Raw genomic sequence first — 24,674 nt, forward strand, 5'->3', positions numbered from 1 at the left:
GCCCTGTTACCGACGTAGCGCCAACGCGCGCAGCGCGGCCTGGTCCAACCCGGTGATGCGGTGGACCTCGGCGGCGTCCAGCGCACCGCAGTCCACCGCGCGCAGGAACGACGACGACAGCGCCTGGGCGGTCGCCGGTTCGTCCAGCACGGTGCCGCCGGCCCGGGAAACGTAGGCGTGCAGCCGTTCCGCGTCGGCCCGCGCGCCTTGCAGGTAGTAGGCGTGCACCGCGGCGTACCGGGTGACGAGCTGCGCCGGGTGCAGGTCCCAGCCCTGGTAGAAGCCGTGCGCCAGGGAACGGCGGACCAGCGCGTAGTGCGTGCGCCAGCCGTGCTCGACCGCGTCGCCCACCGGCAGGACGTTGGTCGAGCCGTCGGACAGCTCCACGCCCCGCCCGGCCGCCGAGACCTGCATGACGTCCCGGGCGAAGTCGCACGCCTCGTGCGCCAGGTGCTGGTGCGCCGCGCCGAGCCCGCAGCCGGCCGTGTAGTCGTAGGTGCCGAAGTGCAGCCCGCTCACCCGGCCGCGCCCGGCCTCGATGAACGTCGGGATCGCCAGCCGGCCGGCACCGTCCACGATGGACCGGGTGGTCTCGACCTGGATCTCGAACCGGAGGTCGCCGCCGAGCAGGTCCAGGATCTCGCCCAGCACCTCGACCTGCGCGACCGAGGTGACCTTGGGGAAGGTGATCACGAAGTTCGGCGGCACCTCGCCCAGCGCGGTCAGGAAGACGTCCAGCGTCCGGATGCCGCGCTCGCGCAGGGCCGCCGTGTCGAACGACTTCATCCGGATGCCGAACCGCGCCGGGGCACGCCCCCGCGCCAGCCAGCCGGCCGCGATCCGGGCGGTGCGCTCGGCGTCGTCGTCCTCGGTGGGCGGCGCGCCGTAGCCGTCCTCGAAGTCGATCCGCAGGTCCTCCACGGGTTCGGCGGCGAGCTTGGCCGCCACCTTGGCGTGCAGCACCTCCGCGAGGTCGGCCGGCAGGTCCAGGATCCGGGCGAGGTCGGCCGGTGCGGGCGCGTGCGACGCCAGCGCCGCGAGCGCCCGCGCGCCCCACTCGTCGGGCGTGGCCGCGCTGACCCGGTCGGCCGGGACGTAGCAGGTGTGCACCGGCTGACGCCCGGCCGGCGCCCGCTGGACCACGTCGACCAGCCGCGCGGTGGCCGCCGCGACCGCCGCCGGGTCCAGGGACGTCCGGGGCACGTCAGGCGATCCGCGCGTAGGCCGGGAGGGTCAGGAAGTCCACGAAGTCGTCGGCCAGCGCGACCTGCTCGAACAGCTCCACGGCCAGGTCGAGGTGCTCGCCGTCGAGCCGGCCCCGCACGTCCCGCAGCACCGCGCGCACCAGCTCGGCGGTGACCGGCGCGCCGTCGTCCAGCACGACCCCGTTGTGCACCCACTGCCACAGCTGGGAGCGGGAGATCTCGGCGGTCGCCGCGTCCTCCATCAGGTTGTGGATCGCCGCCGCGCCGTTGCCGCCCAGCCACGACAGCAGGTAGCGCACGCCGACGTCCACCGCGCTCTCCACGCCCGCGCGGGTCGCGTGACCGCCGGCCGACTTGAAGTCCAGCAGCTGCTCGGCGGTGACCTCCACGTCCTCGCGCAGCACGTCGAGCTGGTTGGGCCGCTCGCCCAGCCGGGCGTCGAAGATCTCCCGGCACACCGGGACCAGGTCGGGGTGGGCCACCCAGCTGCCGTCGAACCCGTCGCCCGCCTCGCGGCTCTTGTCGTCGCGGACCTTGGCCAGCGCCTGCGCGGTCACCTCGGGGTCGCGGCGGTTCGGGATGAACGCGGCCATGCCGCCCATCGCGAACGCGCCGCGCTTGTGGCACGTGCGGACCAGCAGTTCGGTGTAGGCGCGCATGAACGGCGCGGTCATGGTCACGCTGTTGCGGTCCGGCAGCACGTACTCCGCGCCCTGGTCGCGGAAGTACTTGATGATGCTGAACAGGTAGTCCCAGCGGCCCGCGTTGAGCCCGGAGGCGTGGTCGCGCAGCTCGTAGAGGATCTCCTCCATCTCGAACGCGGCCGGGATCGTCTCGATCAGCACGGTGGCGCGGATCGTGCCGTGCGGCACGCCCAGCCCGGCCTGCGCGGCGGTGAACACGTCGTTCCACAGCCGGGCTTCGAGGTGGCTCTCCATCTTCGGCAGGTAGTAGTACGGCCGGCCGAGCGCGGCGTTGTGGAAGAAGTGCAGGCCGAAGTCGACCAGCGCGCCGACCGCCGGGGCGCCGTCGACCTCGATGTGCCGCTCGGGCAGGTGCCAGCCGCGCGGGCGGACCACGATCGTCGGGCGGTCGCCGTCGTCGAGGGTGTAGTGCTTGCCCTCGGGCGAGCGGTGCTCGACCGTGCCGCGCGCGGCGTCGTAGAGGTTGACCTGGCCGGACACGACGTTGTGCCAGTGCGGCGTGTTCGCGTCCTCCAGGTCGGCCAGCCACACCTTCGCGCCGGAGTTGAGGGCGTTGACGGTCATCTTGCGCTCGGTCGGCCCGGTGATCTCCACCCGGCGGTCGCGCAGCGGCTCCGGCGCCGCGGCCACCCGCCAGTCGCCCTCCCGGACGTGCCTGGTCTCCTCGGCGAACCCCAGCCGCCCGCGCTCGGCCCGGCGGGCGAGCAGCTCGTCCCGGGTGGCGGCGAACGCGCGGTGGAGGCCGGCGACGAACTCCAGGGCGTCCGGCGTGAGGATCTCGTCCCCACGCTCGACGTCGCCCCCGAGCACGCGGATACCGGTCATGGTGGCCCCACCTCTCTTGCGTCTGGTTCTACTCTGCGGACTATAGTTTTTGCATTGCGGAACGGCAACGAAGGGTGATCCGAATGGCACGGGAGTCCACGGGCGTGCAGTCCTTGCAGCGTGCCTTCGACCTGCTGGAACGGCTGGCCGACGCGGGCGGCGAGGCGAGCCTGTCGGAACTGGCCACCACCTCCGGGCTGCCGCTGCCGACCATCCACCGGCTGATCCGCACCCTGGTCACGCTGGGGTACGTGCGGCAGAACAGCAACCGCCGGTACACCCTCGGGTCGCGGCTGATCCGGCTCGGCGAGAGCGCTTCGCGCCAGTTCGGCACGTGGGCGCGCCCGTTCCTGGCCCAGCTCGTGGACCAGGTCGAGGAGACCGCCAACCTGGCCGTGCTGGACGGCGACGAGGTGGTGTACGTGGCGCAGGTGCCGTCGCGGCACTCGATGCGGATGTTCACCGAGGTCGGCCGCCGGCTGCTGCCGCACGGCACCGGGGTGGGCAAGGCGATGCTGGCCCAGTTGCCGCGCGAGGAGGTGCGCGCGCTGCTCGACCGCACCGGGCTGCCCGCGTACACGCCCAACACCATCACCGACGCGGGTGAACTCCTGGCGTCGCTGGACCAGATCGCCGAGCAGGGCTACGCGCTCGACGAGAGCGAGCAGGAACTCGGCGTGCGCTGCATCGCCGTCCCGCTGCTCGGCGCGCCCACCATGGCGGCCGTGTCGGTGTCCGGTCCGGAGGGCCGGCTGACCAAGGACGCGGTGGACCGGATCCTGCCGGAGGTCCTCGCCATCGCGCGCGGCCTGGCCGACAAGGCCGCGCTGACCTGAGCCGCCGTCGCACCCGGCCGGCCGGGTGCGACGTCCACCGACCGGACCAGCGGGGACACCCGTTGACGCATTTACATTCATGCGCATACAGTTATTGGGCACAGCCTCCCGCACAGAGAGCCGACCCCAATGCACTGGTTGTACCTGGCGATCGCCACCGTCTTCGAAGTCGCGTTCGCCCTGGGCACCAACGCGACCAAGGGCTTCACCCGCCTGGTCCCGTCCGTGATCACGCTGTTCGCCGCCGCCGGCGGCATCTTCTTCCTGTCCCTCGCCCTCAGGACCCTCGACGTCGGCGTCGGGTACACGATCTGGACCGGCATCGGCTCGGTCGGCACGGTCGTGCTGAGCGTCCTGTTCTTCAAGGAGCGCATCAACCGCGCACGGGCGCTGTGCTTCGGCGCGATCATCCTCGGCGTCATCGGCCTGCGCATCGCCTCCGGTGTCTGACCGGACCCGCGACCGTCCCGCTCCCCACGAACCAGGAAGAACCTCCACCATGTCCGAGCAGACCAGGCAATCCCCGGCGACCACCCCGGCCGCCGCACCCGCGCGGTCCGACGTGCGACCGTGGACGTTCCTGCTCGTCGCGGCCGTCTTCGAAGTGGTGTTCGCGCTGGGCACCAACGGCTCCGACGGCTTCACCCACCTCGGCTGGTCCATCACCACCGTGCTGGCCGCCGCCGGCGGGATCTTCTTCCTGTCGCTGGCGCTCAAGACGTTGGACGTCAGCGTCGGCTACACGGTGTGGACCGGCATCGGCTCGGTCGGCACCGTCGTGTTCGGCGCGCTGGTGTTCGACGAGTCGATCTCGCCGCTGAAGGTCGCGTGCTTCGTGCTGATCATCGGCGGCGTCGTCGGCCTGAAGCTGACGGCCAAGCCCGCCGCCGCCTGAGGATCAGTCGATCGGATGACCCTGACAAGCCGGGCGCGCGCCCACCGACGATGATCTCCGACGTGGGAACGACGTATGAAGGCCGCACGCTCACCCTGCACTGGGACGACCACGAGGTCGTCGGCCGCTGGAGCGACGGCGCCGAACTCGACCCGGTGCCCGTCGAGCGGACCGACGACCGCGTGCAGTGGCTGGTGGACCTGATCGGCCGGTACCGCCGCGCCTACCCCGGCGCCCGGGTCCGCGCCACGAACCGCGACGGCTGGTTGGAGCCGGTGCGCGGCACCCTGCGGTACGTGGTGCCGCAGGCCCGCCGCACCCCGGCGGCCTACGTCGTGAAATCGCCGTTGGAACCGCTGCACTACCACGTGATCCCCGAGCAGCAGCAGGTCAAGGAGTGCTGGCACCGCTGCTCGGACGTGAACTGACCCACCGGGCGAACCGGGGCCGACGACCACCCGACAGGTCGGCCGAGCGGGTCAGCCGAGCAGGGCGTCCACGAACGCGGCGGGCTCGAACGGGGCCAGGTGGTCGGCCCCCTCGCCCAGCCCGACCAGCTTCACCGGGACGCCCAGCTCGCGCTGCACCTGGAACACGATCCCGCCCTTGGCGGTGCCGTCGAGCTTGGTCAGCACGATCCCGGTGACGTCCACGACCTCGGCGAACACCCGGGCCTGGGTCAACCCGTTCTGGCCGGTGGTGGCGTCGAGCACGAGCAGCACCTCGTCCACCGCCGCCTGCTTCTCCACCACCCGCTTGACCTTGCCCAGCTCGTCCATCAGCCCGGTCTTGGTGTGCAGCCGCCCGGCCGTGTCGACCAGCACCGTGTCGACCCCGGCGTCCACGCCCTTCTTGACGGACTCGAACGCCACGGACGCCGGGTCCGCGCCTTCGGCACCGCGCACGGTCTCCGCGCCGACCCGCGACCCCCACGTCGCCAACTGGTCCGCCGCCGCCGCGCGGAACGTGTCCGCCGCGCCCAGCAGCACCGTGCGCCCGTCCGCGACCAGCACGCGGGCGAGCTTGCCGGTCGTCGTGGTCTTGCCGACGCCGTTCACACCGACCACCAGCACGACCGCGGGCTTGCCGGAGTGCGGCAGCGCGTGCACCGAGCGGTCCATCTCCGGGTGCAGCGCGTCGATCAGCACCTCGCGCAGCAACGCCCGCGCGTCGTCCGCCGACCGCACGCCGCGCGCCACGATCTGCGCGCGCAGCGCGGTGACGACCTGGTCGGTCACCGCCGCCCCGAGGTCCGCCATCAGCAGCGTGTCCTCGACGTCGGTCCACGAGTCCTCGTCCAGGTCGCCGGCGCCGAGCAGGCCGAGCAGGCCCTGCCCCAGCGTGGACCGCGACCGCGACAGCTTGCCGCGCAGCCGCTCCAGCCGCCCGGAGGTCGGCTCGATCTCGTCGATCTCCGAGGCGGCCTCGGGCAGCGGCACCTCGACGAACCCGCGCTTGACCGAGTCCCTCGGCACGGCGGCGTCGTCGCCCACGCCGGGCTGGCCGTCCACCTCGGTCCGCTCCGCGACCGGGTGCTCCACCGGCTCCGGCGCGGCCTCGACCTCGGGCTCCGCGACGGGCTCGACGGGCTTGGCGGGCTCGGCCGGTTCGACGGCTTCGGCGGGCTTGGCGAAGGTGACGCCGCTGCCCGCCTGGTACCCCTTGACGGGCTTGTCCCGCTCGGGCTCGGTGAGGCTGATGCGCCTGCGCTTGGACAGCACGACGCCCGTCACGAGGGCGACCGCGAGCAGCGCCGCGACGACAACGACGATCCAGATCAGGAGCGTGGTGGACACCGCGCAATCCTCGCACGCCCCGCATTGTGATCAATCAACGAACCAGATTGATTTCCAGCAACTTTCCCACCAGCCCCCTTGCGCCTGCGGGCAGTGTGGAATAGGACACAGGGCGTGAGGGTGATCGGGCTGATCTCGGGAACGTCGATGGACGCCGTCGACGTGGCGGTGGGCGAATTCGCACTGGACGGCAGCACGGTCGTCCTCACTCCCCTGCACCACGGCGAACACCCGTTCCCGCCCGGACTCCGCACCCCGCCCCGAAGTCCCGAGGACCTCTGCCTGCTGGACACCCGCCTCGGTCGGCTGTTCGCCGACGCGGCCGCGCCCCTGGCCACGACCCACCGGGCGGACCTCGTCGCGTCGCTCGGCCAGACCGTGCACCACCACGTCGAGCACGGCCGCTGCGTGGGCACCCTCCAGCTGGGCCAACCCGCGTGGATCGCCGAAGCCACCGGGCTGCCGGTGATCGCCGACTTCCGGGTGCGCGACGTCGCCGCCGGCGGGCACGGCGCGCCCCTGGCGAGCACCCTCGACGCCCTGTGGCTGGCCGAGCTGCCCGGCACCACCGCCCTGAACATCGGCGGCATCGCGAACATCACCCGGCAGACCCCCGACGGGGTGGTCGCCTACGACACCGGGCCCGGCAACGCGCTGATGGACGCGGCCATGGTCGCCCTCTCCGGCGGCCTGCGCACCCATGACGTGGACGGCGGGTTCGCCGCGCGCGGCCGGATCCACGAGGAGTTGCTGGCGCGGCTGCTCGCCGACCCGTACTACGCCGCGAAGCCGCCCAAGTCGACCGGCAAGGAGCACTTCGACCTGGCCTACCTGGAGCGGGTCACCGAGGGGCTGACCGTGCCCGCCGAGGACTTCCTGGCCACCCTCGCCGAACTCACCGCCCGCACCATCGCCGCCGAGTGCGCCGGCACCACCGTGATCGGCTCGGGCGGCGGGATGCGCAACCCCGTGCTCGTGCGCTCGTTGCGGGACAAGGTGGACCTGCGCACCAGCGACGAGTTCGGGCTGCCCGCGGACGGCAAGGAGGCGTACCTGGCGGCCCTGCTGGGCTTCCTCACCTGGCACGGCCTGCCCGCGAACGTGCCCGCCGCCACCGGCGCGTCCGGTCCGCGCCCGCTCGGCTCGATCACCCCGGGCCGGGCACCCCTGCGACTGCCCGACCCTGCCGACAGCCCCGTCACCGGGCTCAGAATTGGAGGTCACCGTGCGCGCACTTGATGTCGCCATCATCGTGCTGTTCCTGGTGGGAATGCCGCTGCTGGGGGTGTGGATCGGCGGGCGGCAGCGGTCGGCCACCGACTACTTCGTCAGCGAGCGGCGGATCTCGTGGTGGGTGGTGTGCGTCTCGGTGGTGTCGGCGGAGACCTCGACGCTGACCGTGCTGTCCGTGCCGACCGTCGCGTACGGCGGCACGATGACCTTCCTGTCCCTGGCGATCGGCTACCTGCTGGGCCGGATCGTGGTCTCGTTCGTGCTGCTGCCCAAGTACATCGCGGGCAACCTGGTCACCGCGTACGGCTTCCTCGGCAAGCGGTTCGGCGGCGGGTTGCAGAGCACCGCGTCGCTGACCTTCCTGGTGACCCGGCTGCTCGCGGACGGCCTGCGGCTGTTCGCCACCGCCATCCCGGTCAAGGTCGTGCTCGCCGCGTACGGCGTGGACGCGTCGTACTGGGCGATCGTGGTCGTGCTCGGCCTGGCGATGGTGGTCTACAGCTTCCTCGGCGGCGTGCGCGCGGTCGTGTGGGTCGACGCCATCCAGATGCTCTGGTACGTGCTGGGCGCGGTCGCGGTGATCGTCGTGCTGTCCGGGAAGCTGGACGCCGGCTGGTTCGACTCGGCCGTCGACGCCGGCAAGTTCCAGATCTTCGACCTGTCCGCCAGCCCGTTCACCTCGCCCTACGCGATCCTGACCGCGTTCGTCGGCGGTGCCGTGCTGTCGATGGCCTCGCACGGCGCGGACCAGCTGATCGTGCAGCGGCTGATGGCCACGCAGGACGTGCGGGCGTCGCAGAAGGCGTTGATCGCCAGCGGTGTCGTGGTGTTCCTCCAGTTCGCGCTGTTCCTGTTCATCGGCGTGATGCTGTGGGCGTTCTACAAGGGCGCGAACCCCGTCACCGACCTCAAGCTGAACAACAACGACGAGTTGTTCGCGAACTTCATCGTCCAGGACATGCCGTCCGGGCTGTCCGGGTTCGTGATCGCGGGCATCCTCGCCGCCGCGCTCAGCTCGTCGCTGGGCGCGCTGGCCTCCTCGACGGTGACCGACGTCGTCCAGCGGGTGGTGCGCCGGCCGTTGAGCGAGGCGGAGCTGTTCAAGCAGGGCCGGGTCTGGACGGTGGTGTGGGCCGGGCTGCTGATCGTGTGCGCGGGCCTGTTCGCCTCGTTCACCCGGCGCGGCAACCCGATCGTGGAGCAGGGGCTGTCCATCGCGGGCTTCACCTACGGCGCGCTGCTCGGCGCGTTCCTGCTGGGGCTGCTGTTCAAGCGGGCCCGGCAGTCCGACGCGATCGCGGCGTTCGTGACGACGGTCGCGGTGATGGCGTTCGTGATCCTGGGCGTGAAGTTCGCGGGCCCGGACGCGGCCCTGACGATCGACTTCTCCGCCGCCACGGCGACCTCGAAGGTACTGGCCTACCCGTGGTACACGCCGATGGGCGTGCTGGTGACGCTGATCGTGGGCGGTCTGCTGTCCTTGCGGCACAACGAAGACCTGCCGCCCGAGGTGGAGCCGGCCAGTGCTCGGGCGGCGTGACGCCGAGGGTCGGACGCGGAGGGTCGGACGCGGAGGGTCGGACGCGGAAGGTCGGACGCGGAGGCGGGCGGGGTCAGGCGGCCCGGTTGGCGCGGTAGGCGACCAGTTCCAGGTAGAGGTGGAAGCCGAGGCGTTCGAACATCCGCCGGGACGAGGCATTGCCGGCCAGGATCGACGCGGCGGCCTGCGGGCGGGCCCCGTGCCGTTCGGCGAGCTTCCAGACCAGCTCGGTGACCAGCGCGGCGCCCACCCCGGCGCCGCGCGCGTCGGGCTCCACCGCGACGAAGTCGATGTAGTACTCGCCGGGTTCGGCCTTGCCGGCGGCGTAGCCGAGCACCCGTTCGCCGTCCATCGCGACCACGACGGTGTGCTGGCCGTCACCGTCGACCAGCTTGCGGCCGGACAGGTAGGTCTTCGGGAAGCAGCGTTCGTGCAGCACGGCCACCGCCTCGTGCACGGCGGCGTCGGTGGGCAGCACGCGCATCTCGCGGGCGGGACCTGTTCGCGGGCAGCCCGCGTCGCGCAGCAGCAGGCCGCGCAGGTCGTCGTCGCCCAGCACGAAGATCCCGCTCGGGCGGCCGGCGGAGAAGCCGTGCCGCTGGGCGAACGCGGCCAGCCGCCGGTGCTCGGTGTGGCCGTAGACCTCGCGGTCGTCGATACCTCGTACCAGCGGGGCGGCCTCGGCGTACAGGGCGTCGGAGGTCTGGTCCCAGATCCGGCTGCCCGCCGGGTGGTTGACCGGCACGTCCACGAACGGGCCGTGCAGGAACACCCGGTTCAGCTCGGTGTCCACCTCCACGCTGAGCACGCCGCACAGGCGGCCGGAGTCGTCGGTGGCGACGACCGTGCAGGAGGGCCAGTCGGGTTCGAATTCGGCGAGTTCCTCGGTCAGCTCGCCGAGCGTCTCACCGAGGTAGCCGATGTGGTGCGCGGTGTCGGCTTGGAGCCGGACGAGGAGCGCCAGCACGGCGTCGAGGTCGTCCGGGCCGGCGAAACGGGTGGCATACATACCGGGAATCGTCACTCGCCGGGCCGGGCGAAAGCGAGGGGTTTTCGAGCCCTGGTGACCGCCCAGAAGACCAGGGCCGCGGTGCTCACCGCCGCGCCGAGCGCGCAGACGCCGACCCACCCCGCGACCTGGTGCGCCGCGGACGCCCCGAGCGCGCCCAGGCCGCTGCCGACCGAGTAGCACGCCATGTAGGCGCCGATCAGGCTGCTGCCCGCAGAAGGCCGCACCGCGTAGACCATGCTCTGGCTGGTGACGTGCACCGCCTGCACCGCGAAGTCCAGCAGCAGCGCGCCGAACGCCAACGCCCACAGCGACTCCACCGCGAACCCCAGGGGCAGCCACGACGCGGTGAGCAGCGCCAGCGCCACCCCCGTCGTCCACTGCCCGAGCCCCCGGTCCGCGAGCCGGCCCGCGCCCGCCGCCGCCACCGCGCCCGCAGCGGCGACCAGACCGAACGCGCCGATCGCGGTGTGCGACAACGACCACGGCGGCGCGCTCAGCGGCAGCGCCACCCCGCTCCACAGCAGGCTGAACGACGCGAACAGCAGCATGGTCAACAACGCCCGGTTCCGGAACACCGGTTCGGTGGCGAACAGCGCGGCCGTCGAGCGGAGCAGTTCGCGGTAACGCGGCACGGCCCGCCCCGGCGGGTCGGCCGGCGACCGCCGCAGCGCCGCCGCCAGCAGCAGGGTCGCGCCCGCCGAGACCAGGTAGACCGCGCGCCACCCGGCGAGGTCGGCGAGCACGCCGGACACCGTGCGGGCCAACAGGATCCCGATCACCACACCGCTGGTGACCAGCCCCACGACCCGGCCCCGGCGGTCCGGTCCGGCCAGCGCCGCCCCGAACGCGACCAGCACCTGCGCGACCACGGACAGCAGCCCGACCACCACGAGCCCCGCCAGCAGCACCACCGGGTGCGTCGCGGTGCCGACGACGACCAGGGCGACCGCCGCGAGCAGGGTCATCGCGAGCACCAGCCGGCGGCGGTCCAGCAGGTCGCCGAGCGGGGCGACGAACAGCAGGCCGACCGCGCACCCGACCTGGGTGAGCGTGACGACCAGGCCGGTGCCGGCCGGTGCGAGGCCGAACTCCCGGGCGAGGGTGACCAGCAGCGGCTGGGCGAAGTACATGTCCGCGACGGCGAGTCCCGCCGTGGCGGCGAACAGCAGCGCGCGCCCGGTGCCGATCACGTGCCGACCTCCAAGTGGTTTCATCTTGCTACCACTCGGACGCTAGTCGGAAGTGGTTGTAAGATGCAACCGTGGTGCGCAGGACGAGTCTCGACCAGGCGGAGTGCCCCGTCGCCCGCTCGCTGGACGCGATCGGCGACTGGTGGTCGCTGCTGATCGTGCGCGACGCCTTCGACGGCGTCCGGCGGTTCAACGAGTTCCAGCGCGGCCTCGGCGTGGCGAAGAACATGCTCAGCGCCCGGCTGCGCGCGCTGGTCGCGGACGGCGTGCTGGAGTCCGTGCCGGCCGCCGACGGCAGCCCCTACCGGGAGTACGTGCTGACCGCCAAGGGCCGCGACCTGTTCCCGGTGATCGTCGCGTTGCGCCAATGGGGCGAACAACACTCGTTCGCGCCCGGCGAACCGCGTTCCGAACTCGTCGACCGCGCGAACGGCCGACCGTTGGCACGGCTGGAGATCCGCTCCGACGCCGGCGCGCCGCTCGCGCCGGAGGACACGGTCGTGGTCAAGACGGGCTGAACGCACACCCCCATCTCTTGCCGCGCGACCTGGGGTGGTGGACCCTCAAGGTGTGAGTGAGGAAACGATCCAACTCGAACTCAACGACAGCGGGGTGGCGGTAGACCTGCCGATGCCTGCGAACCAGCGGGACCAGGTGCAGGAGGTCCCCTACCGGCCGGTCGAGTTCAGGGACGACGACCTGCCCAACGCCCTCGAACGGGCCTCTTCGTGGTTGCGGCAGACCCAGGACTGGCTGGGCGAGCCGGTGGACGTGATCGCCGTCCACCTCGACTACGACGACACCAAGGGCTCGCCGTACTACAACCTCAAGTTGTTGTGCAACGAGGAGGACCTCGCCGGGGTGCCCCGCGTGGTTCGGGAGCAGAACACGGTTACCCGCCAGTAGCGTACCGTTCAGGTCATGCCAGATCGCGTGTACCCGCCGGTGATCGCCGCGGCCAAGGCCCTGTTCCGCGTGCTCGACCTCCGCATCGCCGTGGAAGGCGCGCACCACGTGCCGACCACCGGCGGGGCCGTGCTGGCGAGCAACCACGTCAGCTACCTCGACTTCATCTTCGCCGGCTACGGGGCGCTGCCGTCCCGTCGGCTGGTCCGGTTCATGGCGAAGGACGAGGTGTTCAAGAACCGCGTGTCCGGACCGCTGATGCGCGGGATGCACCACATCCCGGTGGACCGCGCGGCCGGTCAGGAGTCCTACCGGCAGGCGCTGGCCGCGTTGCGCGCCGGCGAGGTCGTCGGGATCTTCCCCGAGGCGACCATCAGCCGGTCGTTCACCGTCAAGGACGTCAAGAGCGGCGCGGTCCGGCTGGCCGCCGAAGCGGGCGTGCCGTTGCTGCCGACCGCCGTGTGGGGCACCCAGCGCCTGTGGACCAAGGGCCGCCCGAAGAACCTCACCCAGCGCCACGTACCGGTCACCATCGTCGTCGGCGACCCGATCGAGCCCACCACCGACGCCGACCTGCGCGCCCGGATGCAGGAGCTGCTCGACCGGGCCCAGGCCCACTACCCGCAGCCGGGCGCGGGCCAGTGGTGGCAGCCCGCCCACCTCGGCGGCACCGCCCCCACCCCGGAGGAGGCCGCCGCCCTGGACGCCCGGCCGCGCAAGGCCGAACCGGACGCCGTCTGACCTCCGGCCCGACCCCGCCGGGCGCTCAGCGAGCCCCGGCGGGCACCGCCGCGCGCCGCTCCGGACGCCGCTCCCGGCGCAGCACCCACTCCGCGACCAGCAGGTTGGGCACCCACGAGCCGAACGGCATGAACGCGTACGCCGAGTCGAAGTCGCCGACCACCGGGAGCAGCAGCAGCACCCCGACCCGGAGCATCACCCCGGCGTAGACCAGCGAGAACGCCCGGACCATCCACCGCCGGTGGGCGACGAGGTCACCGCGTCGGACGGCCAGGAAGCCCAGCACCGGGAACGCCACCGACAGCACGGCCAGCAGGCCGAACCCGAACATCCCGTTGAGGCCGGCGATGCTCATCGGCGCGAGGACCGCGCCCATCGTGCCGCCGACCAGCATGGCCACGACCGTGATCCGGCCGAGCACCCGGTGCAGCCTCGGCCACCGCCGGCGCAACCGCGCCGACAACTGCGCCGGGGACAGCAGCAGCGCCAAGCCGCTGCCGACCATGTGCGTGTAGAGCACGGCGTGCACCCACGGCGGTTTCGCCGCGTAGTGGCTCGCCAACCCGCTGTCGCCCATCTCCTTCAGCGGTGCGCTCAGGTAGGGCAGCGGCGCGTACACCGCGATGGCGACCGCCGTGAGGGCCAGCCACCCGAACCCGATCTTGCGCCGGGTCGTGAGCACGGTTGCCACCGGAACGTCCTTTCTCGGAAGGGAATCGCCGGGAACGGTAAGGACGCGGACCCCTCGCGGTCGCCCCCCGAGGCCAGTCGACGTATCTCCCTCTCCAGAGGGATGCGTTGTCCTCTTAAGAGCGTTGGCCGGGCGCGGCACGGCGGGGGACGATGAGCCATGCCCACCCGTTCGGACGCCTGGCTCGCCACCGGGCTGGTCGTCGCGTCGGTCGTGGCGGCGCTGCTGGCCGGGTCCGAGCCGCCGCACCGGCCCACCGACGCGTTCAGCCTCGGCTTCGCCGTGCTGTCCGCCTTCAGCCTGCTGTGGCGCACCACCGCACCGGTGTCCGTGACCGCCGTGACCGGCGTCGTCGTGGTGGTGAACGCGGCGGCCGGCTACCCGCCCACCGTCGTGCAGTGGCCCGCGTGGATCGCGGTGTTCACGGTGTTCGCCACCTACGGCTGGCGGATGCGACTGGTGGGCGGCGCGCTCACGCTGCTGGCGCTGGTCGGCTACGTGGTCTTCGACCGCGCCGAGGTCGGCTCCGCCGAGCTGTTCAGCGTCAGCATGTGCTTCCTGATCTCGATGGTGGCGGGCGAGGCGACCCGGGCCCGGCGGTTCTGGGCGGAGGCGTCCCAGGCCCGGTTGCTGGCCGAGGAGCGGACCCGGCTGGCGCGCGAGCTGCACGACGCCCTGGGGCACGCGGTGAACGTGATCGTCATGCAGGCCGGGGTCGGCCGGCGGGTGTTCGCGGACAACCCGGCGTTCGCGCAGGAGGCGTTGGGGCACATCGAGACCGTGGGGCGCGACGCGCTGGGCGAACTCGACCGGCTGCTGCGGGTCATGCACAGCGACGACGACACCCCGCCCGACCTCGGCGAACTCACCGCCCGGGTGCGCGCGGCGGGCCGGGACCTGCGGCTCAACACCACCGAGGTGGACCTCGCGCCGGGCGCGGCGCGGGCGGTGCACCGGATCATCCAGGAAGCGGTGACCAACGCGTTGCGGCACACCGAGACCGGGCGGATCGACGTGGACCTGGCCCAGGTCGGCGACCGGGTGGTGCTGGAGGTGGTGAACGAGGGCAGGCACCTCGCCGCGCCGACCCCCGGCCGGGGTCTGGTGAACATGCGCGAACGGGCCCGCCTCGAAGGCGGCGAGTTCGAGGCCGGACCGGTGGACGGCGGGTTCCTGGTCCGCGCCACCCTGCCCGCGAGGGGGACGCCGTGATCCGGGTGCTGCTGGCCGACGACGACTCGCTGGTGCGCGGCGGGCTCAAGGCGCTGCTGCACGGCGAACCCGACATCGCGGTCGTCGGCGAGGTCTCCAACGGCCGCGACGCCGTGGTCTCCGCGCTGGCGCTGCGGCCCGACGTGGTGGTGATGGACATCCGGATGCCGGTGCGCGACGGCGTGTCCGCGACCCGCGAGCTGATGTCCGCCAAGCCCCGGCCCCGGGTGCTCGTGCTGACCACGTTCGACCTGGACGAGGTGGTGGACGACGCCATCGCGGCCGGCGCGGACGGCTTCCTGCTCAAGCGGGCCTCGCCGGACGAACTGGTCGCCGGGATCCGCACGGTCGCCGCCGGCGACGCGGTGATCTCGTCGTCGGTGACCCGGCGGCTGTTCGAAGCGCACGCCCTGCGCACCCCCGCCGACCGGGCGCGGACCGTGCGGCTGACCGACCGCGAGGCGGACGTGCTGCGGGCCATGGCCGAGGGGCTGTCCAACCCGGAGATCGCGCGGGCGCTGCACCTGTCGGTGGAGACGGTGAAGACGCACGTCAAGCACGTGCTCACCAAGCTGGAGGTGCGCGACCGCACGCAGGCCGTGGTGTGGGCGTTCCGGACGGGCTTCGCCTACCGGAATTGAGTTGCCGGCCCACCGTTCTGCCCGGTACGACCGTTTCCACGTGCTGCTGGATGGACCTGAAGACCCGGGACGTGCCGGGCGCGGCGGCGTTCTTCGAGGCCGCGCCGGGGTGGCGGTTCACCGGCCGGGAGCCGGGCCGTTCGACGTCGAGGGCCGGGGTGCGGTGGCGCCCCTGCTCGACCCGGTCGGCGCGGCGTTCTCGCTGCGGGAGGCGCGCGGCGGTTCTGCCGTGACCGGCGACCCGGGATGCCTCGTGTCCCGCCGTGACGTCCCGCTGTCGGAGACCGGCACGCGCCTGGCTCGGTGTGTCGTGGATCCACCACACCGGGCGGCGGACCGTGACGGCGCGGGCACCACGCCGGCGGGGCCCGGCCCGCCCGTCGCTTCCGGACCGCGCGACCGGCCGTGTCGTGCGCAGCCACGAAGCGCTACCGGGATGGCTGCACAGCTGCAATCACCACCGCAGCCACACCACACCGGGCGGTCAACCACCCGCCGGCCGCGTCCCCAACCTCACCGGTCGGTACAGCTAGTCCGCCGGCGCCGGCTCCTCGACGACCGTTGCCGCAGCAGGCTCGGCGGCCCCAGGCTCGGTGGGCACCGGCTCGGCGGTCACCGGCTCGGCGGCCGGTGGCGTGGCGGCGCGGGGTGCGGACTTGGGCTTCAGGTCGTCACGGCCGCGCAGGCGCTGCGAGATCACCTGGCTGATGCCGTCGCCGCGCATCGACACGCCGTACAGCGCGTCCGCGATCTCCATCGTCGGCTTCTGGTGCGTGATGATCAACAGCTGCGACCGCTCGCGGAGCTGCTCGAACAGCCCGATCAACCGGTGCAGGTTGGTGTCGTCCAGGGCCGCCTCGACCTCGTCCATCACGTAGAACGGCGACGGCCGCGCGCGGAAGATCGCGACCAGCATCGCCACCGCCGCCAACGACTTCTCGCCGCCGGACAGCAGCGACAGCCGCTTGACCTTCTTGCCCGGCGGCCGGGCCTCCAGCTCGATGCCGGTGGTCAGCATGTCGTCGGGCTCGGTCAGCACCAGCCGGCCCTCGCCGCCCGGGAACAGCACCTTGAACACGACCTCGAACTCCCGGGCCACGTCCTCGTAGGCCGACGTGAAGACCTCCAGGATCTTGTCGTCGACCTCCTTGACCACGGTCATCAGGTCGCGGCGGGTGGCCTTGATGTCCTCCAGCTGGTTGGACAGGAACTTGTAGCGCTCCTCCAGCGCCGCGAACTCCTCCAGCGCCAGCGGGTTGACCTTGCCCAGCAGCGACAGGTCGCGCTCCGCGCGCTTGGCCCGCCGCGCCTGGGTGTCGCGGTCGAACGGGATCGGCTGCGGCGCGGTCACCGCCTCGCCGCGATCCTTGGCGGCCTCGTACTCGGCCAGCTCCTGGGGCGAGGGCGGGATGAACACGTCCGGGCCGTACTCGGCGACCAGGTCGTCCAGGCCGATGCCGAAGTCCTCGGCGACCTTGGTCTCCAACTGCTCGATGCGCAGCCGCTGCTCGGCCCGCAGCACCTCGTCGCGGTGCACGGCGTCGGTCAGCTTCTCCAGCTCCACCGACATCTCCCGGACCAGGCTGCGCACCTGCACCAGGAACGTCTCGCGCTGCGCCTTGCGCTCCTGCGCGACGTCCCGGTCGCGCGCGGCGCGGGCCAGCGACTGGCCGATCCGCTCCAGCGCGACCTCGCCGCCCCGGACCACGGCCTTGGCCACCACCGCGCCCCGGGCCCGCGCGGCGTGCGCGCGCTGCGCCCGTTCCCGGGCTTCCCGCTCGGCGCGCGCGGCCCGGCGCAGCCCCTCGGCCTTGCCCTGCAACGCCCGCGCCCGCTCCTCGGCGGTGCGCAGGTGCAGCCGCGCGTCCACCTCGCCCTGCCGGGCCGACGCGAGTTCGGCGGCGGCCTCGTCGCGCTGGGCGGTGTCCGGCTCGTCGTCCAGCGGCTGCTCCTCGGCGACCAGGAGGCGTTCCTCCAGCTCGCCGAGCTTGAGCAGGTTCTCCTCGCGGGCCGCCTCGACCTTCTCCCGCTGCACCCGCACCCGGTCGACCTCGGCCTGCGCCGAGCGCACCGCGGCGGCCAGCCGGTTGAGCCGCTCGGAGGACCGGGCGCGGCGCACCTTGGCCTCGTTGAGCTGCTCCTTGAGCGCGTTCACCTCGGTCCGCCGGGCCTGCTGCTCGGCCCGCGCGCCCTCCAACGCCGCCGCCGACCGCTCCAGCGCGCGCTCGGTCAGCGCCAGCTTCTCCGAAGCCTCGTCCACCGCGGCCTGGACCTCGATCACGCTCTGGCTGCGCCCGGAACCGCCGACCGCCCAGTCCGCGCCGAACACGTCGCCCTCGTGGGTCACCGCGCACACGTCCGGGTGCGCCTCGACCAGGTCCCGCGCGCCGGCCAGGCCGTCGACCACGGCCAGCCGGTCCAGCGCCCGGTGCAGCGCGGGGCGCAGCGCCTCGGGCGACTGCACCAGCTCCACGGCCCAGCGCGCGCCGGGCGGGAGGGCGGGCCACGACGGCCGGTCCACCGGCCCGGACCCGCCGACCAGCACCCCGGCCCGGCCCGCGTCCTGCTCCTTCAACAACTCCAGCGCGGCCAGCGCGTCCGGGCCGGACCGCACCGCGACCGCGTCGGCGACCGGTCCGAGCGCGGCGGCCAGCGCCACCTCGAACCCGGGCTCGACGGTGAGCAGCGCGGCGACCGACCCGAGCAGGCCCGGCAGCCGGGAGGCGAGCAGCGCGCCCGCGCCGTCCTTGCGGGTCAACCCCAGCGACAGGGCGTCCACCCGCGCCTTCCACGACGCGATGTCGCGCTCCGCCGTCCGCTCGGCCTTGACCAGCTCCTCGACCCGGCCCCGGGCGGCGTCGTCGGCCTCGACCGCGCGCCGGTGCCGCTCGTCCAGGCCGACGTCGTCCTCGTCCTCGGTGCCGGTGACCTCGCGGGCCTCGGCGAGTTCCTGCGCGACGACCTCGGACCGCTGCACCGCCTCGGCCAGCGCGACCGACATCCGCTCGATCTCCTCGGCGGTCGCGGAGGTCTTCGAGCGCAGCGCCTCCACCTGGCCGGACAGCCGGGCCAGGCCCTCGCGCCGGTCGGCGATCGCGCGCACCGCGGCGAGGTGGGCCTTCTCCGCGGCCTGCACCAGGCGCTCCAGCTCGGCGCGCGTCTCGACGGCCTCGGCCAGCCCGACCCGGGCCTCCGTCACGCCGTCCTGGAGTTCCTGCTCCAGCATCGCGGTCTGCTCGGCCTCGGCGTCCAGCTCGTCCGGGTCGCGCCCGCCGCGCGGCGCCTCGACCGAGGCCGACAGGTGCCGTTCCCGCTCCACGGCCAGCCGGACCGTGCCGCGCAGCCGCTCCTCCAGGGCGGAGAGCCGGTACCAGGTGTCCTGCGCCTGCTGGAGCTTCGGCGCGTCGGCCGAGACCTGGTCCTCCAGCTCGTTCTGCTGGAGCTGCGCCTGCTGGAGGGCCTGCTCGACCTCGGTGCGCCGGGCGCGGGCGGTCGCCTCGTCCTGCTCCTCGCGGGCCAGCGCGGCGCGCCGGGTCACCAGGTCGTCGGCCAGCAGGCGCATCCGGGCGTCGCGCAGCTCGGACTGCACGGCCTGGGCGCGGCGGGCGATCTCGGCCTGCTTGCCCAGCGGCTTGAGCTGGCGGCGCAGCTCGGCGGTGAGGTCGGTGAGGCGGGTCAGGTTCGCCTGCATCGCCTCCAGCTTCCGCAGCGCCTTCTCCTTGCGCTTGCGGTGCTTGAGGACGCCCGCGGCCTCCTCGACGAACGCCCGGCGCTCCTCCGGCTTGGACTCCAGGATCGCGGCGAGCTGGCCCTGGCCGACGATGACGTGCATCTCGCGGCCGATGCCGGAGTCCGACAGCAGTTCCTGGATGTCCATCAGCCGGCACGAGCTGCCGTTGATCTCGTACTCGGTCGCGCCCTCGCGGAACATCCGGCGGGTGATCGACACCTCGGTGTACTCGATCGGCAGCACGCCGTCGGAGTTGTCGATGGTCAGCGTCACCTCGGCGCGGCCCAGCGGGGCGCGGCCGGACGTGCCGGCGAAGATGACGTCCTCCATCTTGCCGCCGCGCAGGTCCTTCGCGCCCTGCGTGCCCATCACCCAGCGGAGCGCGTCGAGCACGTTGGACTTGCCGGACCCGTTGGGGCCGACGACGCACGTGATGCCCGGCTCGAAGCGCAGCGTGGTAGCCGAGGCGAAGGACTTGAAGCCCTTCAGCGTCAGGCTCTTGAGGTGCACCGGGGCAGAGTACCCAAGGGCCGGCCGATCCAGACGCCGGCGCGCCGCGCCCCAGCTCAGCCCGGCTGCGGGGGCTTCACCGAGACCAGCACGTCCATCTCCACCACCAGGTCCAGCCGTTCGATCTGGTCCAGCCGGAACGACGTGGAACCGGGGATGCGCTCGTCCTCGGCGTGGTCGCTGCTCCACCAGCCGCCGATCTCCGCCTTGCCGGCGCGGTCGTGCACCACGAGCTTGCAGCGCCGGCCGGGCGGGACGTGCTGGACCGACAGCCACAGCTCGGTGCCCCACGACTTGGCGACCAGCTCCGCCCGCGCGGCCACGCCGGTGCCGCCGTCGAGCGCGGTCCAGGTCACCGGGTCGGTCCCGGGCCGCAGCACCAGCACGCCGACCGCGACCAGCGCGGCGACCACCACGGCCACCCCGGCGAGCACCGGCCACCGGCGACGGGCCCGGACCGGCTCGGCGACGGGTTCCGGTTCGGGCAGCGGGTACAGGTCCGGGTCGGGGGCCGGGTCCTCGAACGGGAGTTCCAGGTCCTCCAGCCGGACCTGGCCGAGCAGGCCCGGCAGCGGGGCGAGCCGGAGCATCTCGCGGCGGCACGCGCGGCACGTGCGCAGGTGGCGCTCGAACGCCGAGCGCTCGGCGGGGTCCAACGACCCGAGCAGGTACACGCCCAGGGCGACGGTGCGATCGCAGCTCACGACTCCGTCACCCCCCGCTCCTCCAAGGCGTCGCGCAGCGCGCGCAGGGCGTAGAAGCAGCGCGACTTGACCGTGCCGGCCGGGATGCCGAGCACCGCCGCCGCCTCGTTGACGGTACGGCGGCGGTAGTACAGCTCGACCACCACGGCCCGGTGGTCGGGGCTTAGCGCGCGCAGCGCTTCGGCCACCTGCCAGCTCTGTAAGACGCGCTCCACCTCGTCGGCGACCGGCGGGAGGTCGGTCGGCTCGATGGGCACCTCGGAGTTGCGCCCGCCGCGCCGCCGGAAGCCGGAGATGACCAGGTTCCGGGCCACCGTGTAGAGCCACGGCCCGGCGTCGTCGGGGGTCAGTTCGTCGACGTGCTTCCAGGCGCGCAGGAGGGTCTCCTGCACGACGTCCTCCGCGTACTGGTGGTCGCCGCCGACCATCCGCAGCACGTAGCCGTGCAGCGGACCGCGCCAGCGGCCGTACAGCTGCCTGACCACATCTTCGCCACGGTCCACACCGGTTTACTACGCCACCGGACCCTTACGCGTTCAACGCTCCACGAATCCCGTCAGGCCGCCGCGTGGCTCCGACCAGCGCTCCACGATCGAGTCCACCCGACCGGGCGTACCGCCGGCGCGCAAAACGTCCAACAAAGTACGACAGGCGGCCTCCGGGCCTTCCGCGTTGACCTCGACCCGGCCGTCCTTCAGGTTCGACGCGCTGCCGACCAAGCCCAGCTCAAGGGCTCGGGCACGGGTCCACCACCGGAAGCCGACGCCCTGCACGTGCCCCCGCACCCAGGCGGTGAGGCGCACGGTCCGCTCTACTCCAGCCACAACTTCCATCCTGACATTTCACCCGTTAGTGGTACGGTGCGCGACCGTGACTGCGCGGCGCGGTAACCGATCCGTGATGGGCGTACTCGTCGGGCTGATGCTCGGGGCAGCCGGCGCGACCGGTGTGGCCTTCGCCGGCCCCGAACAGCTCGCCCCGTTCGTCGCCGCGCCCACCACAGCACAGGGCGACGACGGCGACAACACGGGCGTCGGCGGGGTGGGCGGCATCGGCCTGCCCGCGCGCACCACCCAGCCCAACGCGCCCGCGCCGACCACCTCCGAGGCGCCGACCACCACCACCGCTCCCACCACGACCACCACCACCGAACCCCCGACCACCACCACGACCGCCGCACCCACCACAGCCCCTCCGACCACCACCACGGCCCCGCCGCCGGTGTCGGAGACGCAGCGGGTCGTGGACCTGGTGAACGAGGCCCGGTCCGCCGCCGGGTGCGGTCCGCTGAAGGTGGACGAGCGCGCGGTGAAGTCCGCGCAGGGGCACAGCGACGACATGTCGGCCCGGGACTACTTCTCGCACGACACCCCGGAAGGCGTGGACTTCGCGCAGCGGATGCGCACCGCGGGCTACCCGAGCCCCGGCGGCGAGAACATCGCCAAGGGCCAGCGCACGCCGGAATCGGTGATGAAGGCATGGATGAACTCCGACGGTCACCGCCGCAACATCCTGAACTGCGGGTTCACCGCGATCGGGGTGGGCCTGGCGGTCGACGGCTGGTACTGGACCCAGAATTTCGGCTGGTAACGAGGGAGTGCGAGTGACCGACGGGCTGTACGAGACCCCGGAACCCGACCGCCGCCGGCTGCGCGTGTCGCCCAACGTCCTGCTGGCCGCGTCCGGCGTGCTGGTGGCGACGATCTTCGCGTCGGTCGCCTCGATCGCGGGCGCGTCGCAGGAGGCCGGTCCGGCCAAGCCGACCCCGCGCGAGGACGTCGTGTCCCGCAGCACCCTGGTCACCGCCTCGTCCACGACGGCGTCGTCCACGCTCACCACCACGACCGAGACGACGACCGCGCCGAGCGAAACGACGACCACCACCACCACCACGACGGCGAAGCGCACCCGCGTGACGACCGTGACCAACCCGGACGGCACCACCACGACCACCACGGTCGAGGACTCGCCGACCGGCAACCCGAACCCCACCACCAGTTCGTCGAAGCCCCCGGTGGTCACGACGCCGCCGCCAGCCGCCACCACGACTCCGCCGCCGGCCGTCACGACCACCACGGCGGCCCCCACCACCACGTCCGCCGGGTAGGCGGGCGGCGGTTCGGCCAAACGAGGGCGTTGTTCGAGGGTGACGGTCCGCCACACGAAGGTGTGGAGGACCGCTCGAACGATTCGCCTCCCGACGTGACCCGCCGATAACTCGGACACCTGACCATCCGACCGGGTTCCCCACAGGGAGATGGTGTGTTCGAGCAAGATCCCCAGGCGGCACCGAAGAAGAAGATCTCCTCGGTGGCCCTGCTGGCCGGCGGCGGCGCGGTCGTCGCCACCGTGATGGCCTCGCTGGCGTCCATGCTGGCCATGGGCGGCGAGCCCGATCCGGTGCCGCCCGAGCAGCGCGCCGACGTGCAGGCGACGGTGGACACGTCCGTGCGGGTCGCCGCCGACGGCAGCACGTCCACGGTGGTCGTCACCGTCTCGGCGCGCCCGGTGAAGTCGTCCGCGCCCTCGTCGTCCGAGCCGCGCAAGGAGCCCGAGGCGGCCGGCCCGCGACCGGACGAGCCGAAGGTGGAACTCACCACGACCACCACGGCGGCGCCGACGTCGCAGTCGCAGAGCAACCCGCCGACCTCCTTCACCCCGACCTCGGACTCCTCGTCCAGCGCGACGACGACGCCGACACCCACGTCGAGTTCCGCGCCGTAGCGGGGAAAACCGGGGGCGGGCGGCGGGCGTGGTCGCTAGGGTCCCGGCCAATGAGCGACTCCACCGCACCGCTGGTCGACCCGTCGAACTCCGCCCAGTTCGACGCCTGGGACGGCGACCAGGGCGATTTCTGGATCGACCAGGCCGACCGCCTGGAACGGGGACTCGTCCGCTACCACCCGCGGTTCCTGGCCGCCGCGGCGCTCACCCCGACGTCGGACGTGCTCGACGTCGGCTGCGGCGGCGGCCGGACCACGCTGGACGCGGCCCGACGGGCGCGCTCGGCGCTGGGCGTCGACCTGTCGTCGCGGATGGTCGAAGAGGGCCGCGCGCGGGCCGCCCGCGAGGGCCTGGCCAACGCCGCCTTCGAGCAGGCCGACGCGCAGGTCCACCCGTTCCCGGACGCGGCGTTCGACGTGGTGATCAGCCGGTTCGGCGCGATGTTCTTCGGCGACCCGCCGGCCGCGTTCGGCAACCTCGCGCGGGCGCTGCGGCCCGGCGGCCGGGTGGTGCTGCTGACCTGGCGGAACTTCCGGGAGAACGAGTTCTTCACCGGGTTCCGCACGCTGCTCTCCGGCGGCCGGGACCTGCCCGACCCGCCGACCGACACGCCGAACCCGTTCGCGCTGAGCGAGCCGGACAAGGTCCGCCGGGTGCTGACCGGGGCCGGGTTGACCGACGTCGTGCTCACCCCGCTGGACGAGCCGATGTACCTCGGCCGGGACGTGGAGGACGCGTTCGGGTACGTCTCGACCCGGCACGAGTCCCAGATCCGGGACCTCGCGCCGGACGCCCTCGCGGGCGCGCTGGACGCGGTGCGGGCGAGCCTGGCGGAGCACGTGACCCCGGACGGCGTCTGCTACGGCTCGGCGGTCTGGCTGGTCCAGGCGCGCAAGCCCTGACCACCGCGCCCGGCTACCAGACGTCGCCCGCGCGCCAGTCGCAGGCGAGCGGGCCGTCCAGGTCCGGCTCGACCTCGACGGGTAGCACGAAGACGCCGCCGTCGTCGTCCTCGGTGCGCCGGAGCCCGGTCGGGCCCAGCACCGAGGTCGGCCCGCGCCACAACCGCCAGCCGCGCCCGGCGTAGAAGTCCAGCGCGGTCTCGGCCGACGCCAGCGCGCCCACCTGGTAGGCCCGCCGCACCACGCCTTCCAGCGCGCCCATGACCGCCGCGCCGTGCCCCTGCCGCCGCCGGTCCGCCCGGACGGCCACGCCCTCGACGTACCCCGTCCGCCACGCTTGCCCGTTGTGCAGCAGTCTGCGCTGCACAACGGCTCCGTGGCCGACCAGGACGCCTTCCTCCCACACGAGCGCGTGCACGCCGCCGAGCGCGTGCTCCCAGTCGTCGTCGCTGAAACCGCCGTCGAACGCGTCATCGCACAACGCGCGCGCCGCCGCGAGAACCGCCGGGTCCACTTCGGACGTGTGGGCCGTGGTCACTACCGTCATCAAGCCGCCAATCCCCTTGTCCACCAACGACATCACGCCCCCGGCGAGCACGGGCCGCGCGGTGCGCACGTGCCGTCAACGATCATCGCCGCCCCGGAGTGCCCTCGCCGCACACCCGCAGTGACACGAG

The 24,674-nt window shown here is 73.0% G+C and carries 26 protein-coding genes; 15 read left to right on the plus strand and 11 right to left on the minus strand.

Features of this window, described 5'->3' with window-relative positions; translation table 11 throughout:
• Positions 1 to 6 precede the first annotated feature (6 nt).
• A complete protein-coding gene (locus tag AC0HI0_RS27200; RefSeq protein ID WP_480926339.1) occupies positions 7 to 1,203 on the minus strand; it encodes a DUF6986 family protein in 1,197 nt (398 codons plus the stop codon).
• A 1-nt stretch (position 1,204) separates the two neighbouring features.
• Complete coding sequence (aceB, locus tag AC0HI0_RS27205) at positions 1,205 to 2,734, minus strand: malate synthase A (protein ID WP_480926340.1); 1,530 nt, start codon at positions 2,732 to 2,734, stop codon at positions 1,205 to 1,207.
• Positions 2,735 to 2,817: 83 nt separating this feature from the next.
• Between aceB and AC0HI0_RS27210 the strand changes: the two genes are divergently transcribed.
• From AC0HI0_RS27210 to AC0HI0_RS27225, 4 genes are all read left to right on the plus strand, one after another.
• Positions 2,818 to 3,570 carry an IclR family transcriptional regulator gene (locus AC0HI0_RS27210; protein ID WP_480926341.1) on the plus strand — a complete coding sequence of 251 codons (753 nt, stop codon included), beginning with the start codon at positions 2,818 to 2,820 and terminating at the stop codon, positions 3,568 to 3,570.
• A gap of 129 nt (positions 3,571 to 3,699) precedes the next feature.
• Positions 3,700 to 4,020, plus strand: a complete 321-nt coding sequence (locus AC0HI0_RS27215) for a DMT family transporter (protein ID WP_480926342.1) — start codon at positions 3,700 to 3,702, stop codon at positions 4,018 to 4,020.
• Between the two features lie 49 nt (positions 4,021 to 4,069).
• Positions 4,070 to 4,465, plus strand: a complete 396-nt coding sequence (locus tag AC0HI0_RS27220; RefSeq protein WP_480926343.1) for a DMT family transporter — start codon at positions 4,070 to 4,072, stop codon at positions 4,463 to 4,465.
• Positions 4,466 to 4,527: 62 nt separating this feature from the next.
• The gene (locus AC0HI0_RS27225) at positions 4,528 to 4,893 is read left to right on the plus strand and encodes a hypothetical protein (RefSeq protein WP_480926344.1); all 366 of its coding nucleotides are present in this window, start codon (positions 4,528 to 4,530) and stop codon (positions 4,891 to 4,893) included.
• 51 nt (positions 4,894 to 4,944) lie between these two features.
• Here the strand turns inward: AC0HI0_RS27225 and ftsY are convergent, their stop codons facing one another.
• Positions 4,945 to 6,261 (minus strand): signal recognition particle-docking protein FtsY, encoded by a 1,317-nt coding sequence (gene ftsY / locus AC0HI0_RS27230; protein ID WP_480926345.1) that lies wholly within the window; start codon positions 6,259 to 6,261, stop codon positions 4,945 to 4,947.
• 114 nt (positions 6,262 to 6,375) lie between these two features.
• Between ftsY and AC0HI0_RS27235 the strand changes: the two genes are divergently transcribed.
• Together AC0HI0_RS27235 and AC0HI0_RS27240 are read left to right on the plus strand one after the other, a co-directional pair.
• On the plus strand, positions 6,376 to 7,500 hold the full coding sequence (locus AC0HI0_RS27235; RefSeq protein WP_480926346.1) for an anhydro-N-acetylmuramic acid kinase: 1,125 nt from the start codon (positions 6,376 to 6,378) through the stop codon (positions 7,498 to 7,500).
• Entirely contained in the window at positions 7,487 to 9,034 is a 1,548-nt protein-coding gene (locus tag AC0HI0_RS27240; protein WP_480926347.1) for a sodium:solute symporter, read from the plus strand. Before AC0HI0_RS27235 ends, AC0HI0_RS27240 begins: the two co-directional genes overlap by 14 nt.
• A 73-nt stretch (positions 9,035 to 9,107) precedes the next feature.
• On the opposite strand, the gene AC0HI0_RS27245 is transcribed toward AC0HI0_RS27240, so the two are convergent.
• Entirely contained in the window at positions 9,108 to 10,043 is a 936-nt protein-coding gene (locus tag AC0HI0_RS27245; RefSeq protein ID WP_480926348.1) for a GNAT family N-acetyltransferase, read from the minus strand.
• An 11-nt stretch (positions 10,044 to 10,054) separates the two neighbouring features.
• Positions 10,055 to 11,236: an MFS transporter gene (locus AC0HI0_RS27250; protein ID WP_480926349.1), complete on the minus strand. Its 1,182-nt coding sequence runs from the start codon at positions 11,234 to 11,236 to the stop codon at positions 10,055 to 10,057.
• A gap of 71 nt (positions 11,237 to 11,307) precedes the next feature.
• On the opposite strand from AC0HI0_RS27250, the gene AC0HI0_RS27255 reads away from it, so the two are divergent.
• From AC0HI0_RS27255 to AC0HI0_RS27265, 3 genes are read left to right on the plus strand one after another with little or no spacing between them, the layout of a single operon-like run.
• Positions 11,308 to 11,754 carry a winged helix-turn-helix transcriptional regulator gene (locus AC0HI0_RS27255; protein ID WP_480926350.1) on the plus strand — a complete coding sequence of 149 codons (447 nt, stop codon included), beginning with the start codon at positions 11,308 to 11,310 and terminating at the stop codon, positions 11,752 to 11,754.
• A 52-nt stretch (positions 11,755 to 11,806) separates the two neighbouring features.
• The gene (locus AC0HI0_RS27260) at positions 11,807 to 12,142 is read left to right on the plus strand and encodes a hypothetical protein (RefSeq protein ID WP_480926351.1); all 336 of its coding nucleotides are present in this window, start codon (positions 11,807 to 11,809) and stop codon (positions 12,140 to 12,142) included.
• 15 nt (positions 12,143 to 12,157) lie between these two features.
• Positions 12,158 to 12,883, plus strand: a complete 726-nt coding sequence (locus tag AC0HI0_RS27265) for a lysophospholipid acyltransferase family protein (RefSeq protein WP_480926352.1) — start codon at positions 12,158 to 12,160, stop codon at positions 12,881 to 12,883.
• A gap of 25 nt (positions 12,884 to 12,908) precedes the next feature.
• On the opposite strand, the gene AC0HI0_RS27270 is transcribed toward AC0HI0_RS27265, so the two are convergent.
• On the minus strand, positions 12,909 to 13,574 hold the full coding sequence (locus AC0HI0_RS27270) for a DUF2306 domain-containing protein (RefSeq protein WP_480926353.1): 666 nt from the start codon (positions 13,572 to 13,574) through the stop codon (positions 12,909 to 12,911).
• A gap of 159 nt (positions 13,575 to 13,733) precedes the next feature.
• Here AC0HI0_RS27270 and AC0HI0_RS27275 point away from each other — a divergent pair, with 159 nt between their 5' ends.
• A complete protein-coding gene (locus AC0HI0_RS27275) occupies positions 13,734 to 14,786 on the plus strand; it encodes a sensor histidine kinase (protein ID WP_480926354.1) in 1,053 nt (350 codons plus the stop codon).
• Positions 14,783 to 15,427 (plus strand): response regulator, encoded by a 645-nt coding sequence (locus AC0HI0_RS27280; RefSeq protein WP_480926355.1) that lies wholly within the window; start codon positions 14,783 to 14,785, stop codon positions 15,425 to 15,427. Before AC0HI0_RS27275 ends, AC0HI0_RS27280 begins: the two co-directional genes overlap by 4 nt.
• A 529-nt stretch (positions 15,428 to 15,956) precedes the next feature.
• Here AC0HI0_RS27280 and smc read toward each other — a convergent pair.
• The 4 genes from smc to AC0HI0_RS27300 are packed head-to-tail and all read right to left on the minus strand — an operon-like array spanning position 15,957 to position 21,204.
• Positions 15,957 to 19,667, minus strand: a complete 3,711-nt coding sequence (smc, locus tag AC0HI0_RS27285; RefSeq protein WP_480926356.1) for a chromosome segregation protein SMC — start codon at positions 19,665 to 19,667, stop codon at positions 15,957 to 15,959.
• A gap of 56 nt (positions 19,668 to 19,723) precedes the next feature.
• The gene (locus tag AC0HI0_RS27290) at positions 19,724 to 20,371 is read right to left on the minus strand and encodes an anti-sigma factor family protein (protein WP_480926357.1); all 648 of its coding nucleotides are present in this window, start codon (positions 20,369 to 20,371) and stop codon (positions 19,724 to 19,726) included.
• A complete protein-coding gene (locus AC0HI0_RS27295) occupies positions 20,368 to 20,874 on the minus strand; it encodes a sigma-70 family RNA polymerase sigma factor (protein WP_480926358.1) in 507 nt (168 codons plus the stop codon). Before AC0HI0_RS27295 ends, AC0HI0_RS27290 begins: the two co-directional genes overlap by 4 nt.
• Before the next feature lie 33 nt (positions 20,875 to 20,907).
• Positions 20,908 to 21,204 carry an acylphosphatase gene (locus AC0HI0_RS27300; RefSeq protein ID WP_480926359.1) on the minus strand — a complete coding sequence of 99 codons (297 nt, stop codon included), beginning with the start codon at positions 21,202 to 21,204 and terminating at the stop codon, positions 20,908 to 20,910.
• Between the two features lie 67 nt (positions 21,205 to 21,271).
• Here AC0HI0_RS27300 and AC0HI0_RS27305 point away from each other — a divergent pair, with 67 nt between their 5' ends.
• The 4 genes from AC0HI0_RS27305 (at position 21,272) to AC0HI0_RS27320 (ending at position 23,997) form a co-directional block, all read left to right on the plus strand.
• Positions 21,272 to 21,961 carry a CAP domain-containing protein gene (locus AC0HI0_RS27305; RefSeq protein ID WP_480926360.1) on the plus strand — a complete coding sequence of 230 codons (690 nt, stop codon included), beginning with the start codon at positions 21,272 to 21,274 and terminating at the stop codon, positions 21,959 to 21,961.
• Positions 21,962 to 21,974: 13 nt separating this feature from the next.
• Positions 21,975 to 22,478 carry a hypothetical protein gene (locus AC0HI0_RS27310; protein WP_480926361.1) on the plus strand — a complete coding sequence of 168 codons (504 nt, stop codon included), beginning with the start codon at positions 21,975 to 21,977 and terminating at the stop codon, positions 22,476 to 22,478.
• A 155-nt stretch (positions 22,479 to 22,633) separates the two neighbouring features.
• A complete protein-coding gene (locus AC0HI0_RS27315) occupies positions 22,634 to 23,095 on the plus strand; it encodes a hypothetical protein (protein WP_480926362.1) in 462 nt (153 codons plus the stop codon).
• A gap of 50 nt (positions 23,096 to 23,145) precedes the next feature.
• Positions 23,146 to 23,997: a class I SAM-dependent methyltransferase gene (locus AC0HI0_RS27320; RefSeq protein WP_480926363.1), complete on the plus strand. Its 852-nt coding sequence runs from the start codon at positions 23,146 to 23,148 to the stop codon at positions 23,995 to 23,997.
• 13 nt (positions 23,998 to 24,010) lie between these two features.
• On the opposite strand, the gene AC0HI0_RS27325 is transcribed toward AC0HI0_RS27320, so the two are convergent.
• Positions 24,011 to 24,577 (minus strand): GNAT family N-acetyltransferase, encoded by a 567-nt coding sequence (locus AC0HI0_RS27325; RefSeq protein ID WP_480934403.1) that lies wholly within the window; start codon positions 24,575 to 24,577, stop codon positions 24,011 to 24,013.
• Between the last annotated feature and the right edge of the window lie 97 nt (positions 24,578 to 24,674).

It is taken from the genome of Saccharothrix sp. NBAS 001, assembly GCF_056640475.1.

What these genes read in the sequence shown, in the direction of transcription:
- aceB (WP_480926340.1), bottom strand. Translation starts at nt 2,734, where the DNA reads ATGACCGGTATCCGCGTGCTCGGGGGCGACGTCGAGCGTGGGGACGAG.
- AC0HI0_RS27210 (WP_480926341.1), top strand. Translation starts at nt 2,818, where the DNA reads ATGGCACGGGAGTCCACGGGCGTGCAGTCCTTGCAGCGTGCCTTCGAC.
- AC0HI0_RS27215 (WP_480926342.1), top strand. Translation starts at nt 3,700, where the DNA reads ATGCACTGGTTGTACCTGGCGATCGCCACCGTCTTCGAAGTCGCGTTC.
- AC0HI0_RS27220 (WP_480926343.1), top strand. Translation starts at nt 4,070, where the DNA reads ATGTCCGAGCAGACCAGGCAATCCCCGGCGACCACCCCGGCCGCCGCA.
- AC0HI0_RS27245 (WP_480926348.1), bottom strand. Translation starts at nt 10,043, where the DNA reads ATGTATGCCACCCGTTTCGCCGGCCCGGACGACCTCGACGCCGTGCTG.
- AC0HI0_RS27265 (WP_480926352.1), top strand. Translation starts at nt 12,158, where the DNA reads ATGCCAGATCGCGTGTACCCGCCGGTGATCGCCGCGGCCAAGGCCCTG.
- AC0HI0_RS27275 (WP_480926354.1), top strand. Translation starts at nt 13,734, where the DNA reads ATGCCCACCCGTTCGGACGCCTGGCTCGCCACCGGGCTGGTCGTCGCG.
- AC0HI0_RS27300 (WP_480926359.1), bottom strand. Translation starts at nt 21,204, where the DNA reads ATGGAAGTTGTGGCTGGAGTAGAGCGGACCGTGCGCCTCACCGCCTGG.
- AC0HI0_RS27305 (WP_480926360.1), top strand. Translation starts at nt 21,272, where the DNA reads ATGGGCGTACTCGTCGGGCTGATGCTCGGGGCAGCCGGCGCGACCGGT.
- AC0HI0_RS27320 (WP_480926363.1), top strand. Translation starts at nt 23,146, where the DNA reads ATGAGCGACTCCACCGCACCGCTGGTCGACCCGTCGAACTCCGCCCAG.
- AC0HI0_RS27325 (WP_480934403.1), bottom strand. Translation starts at nt 24,577, where the DNA reads ATGTCGTTGGTGGACAAGGGGATTGGCGGCTTGATGACGGTAGTGACC.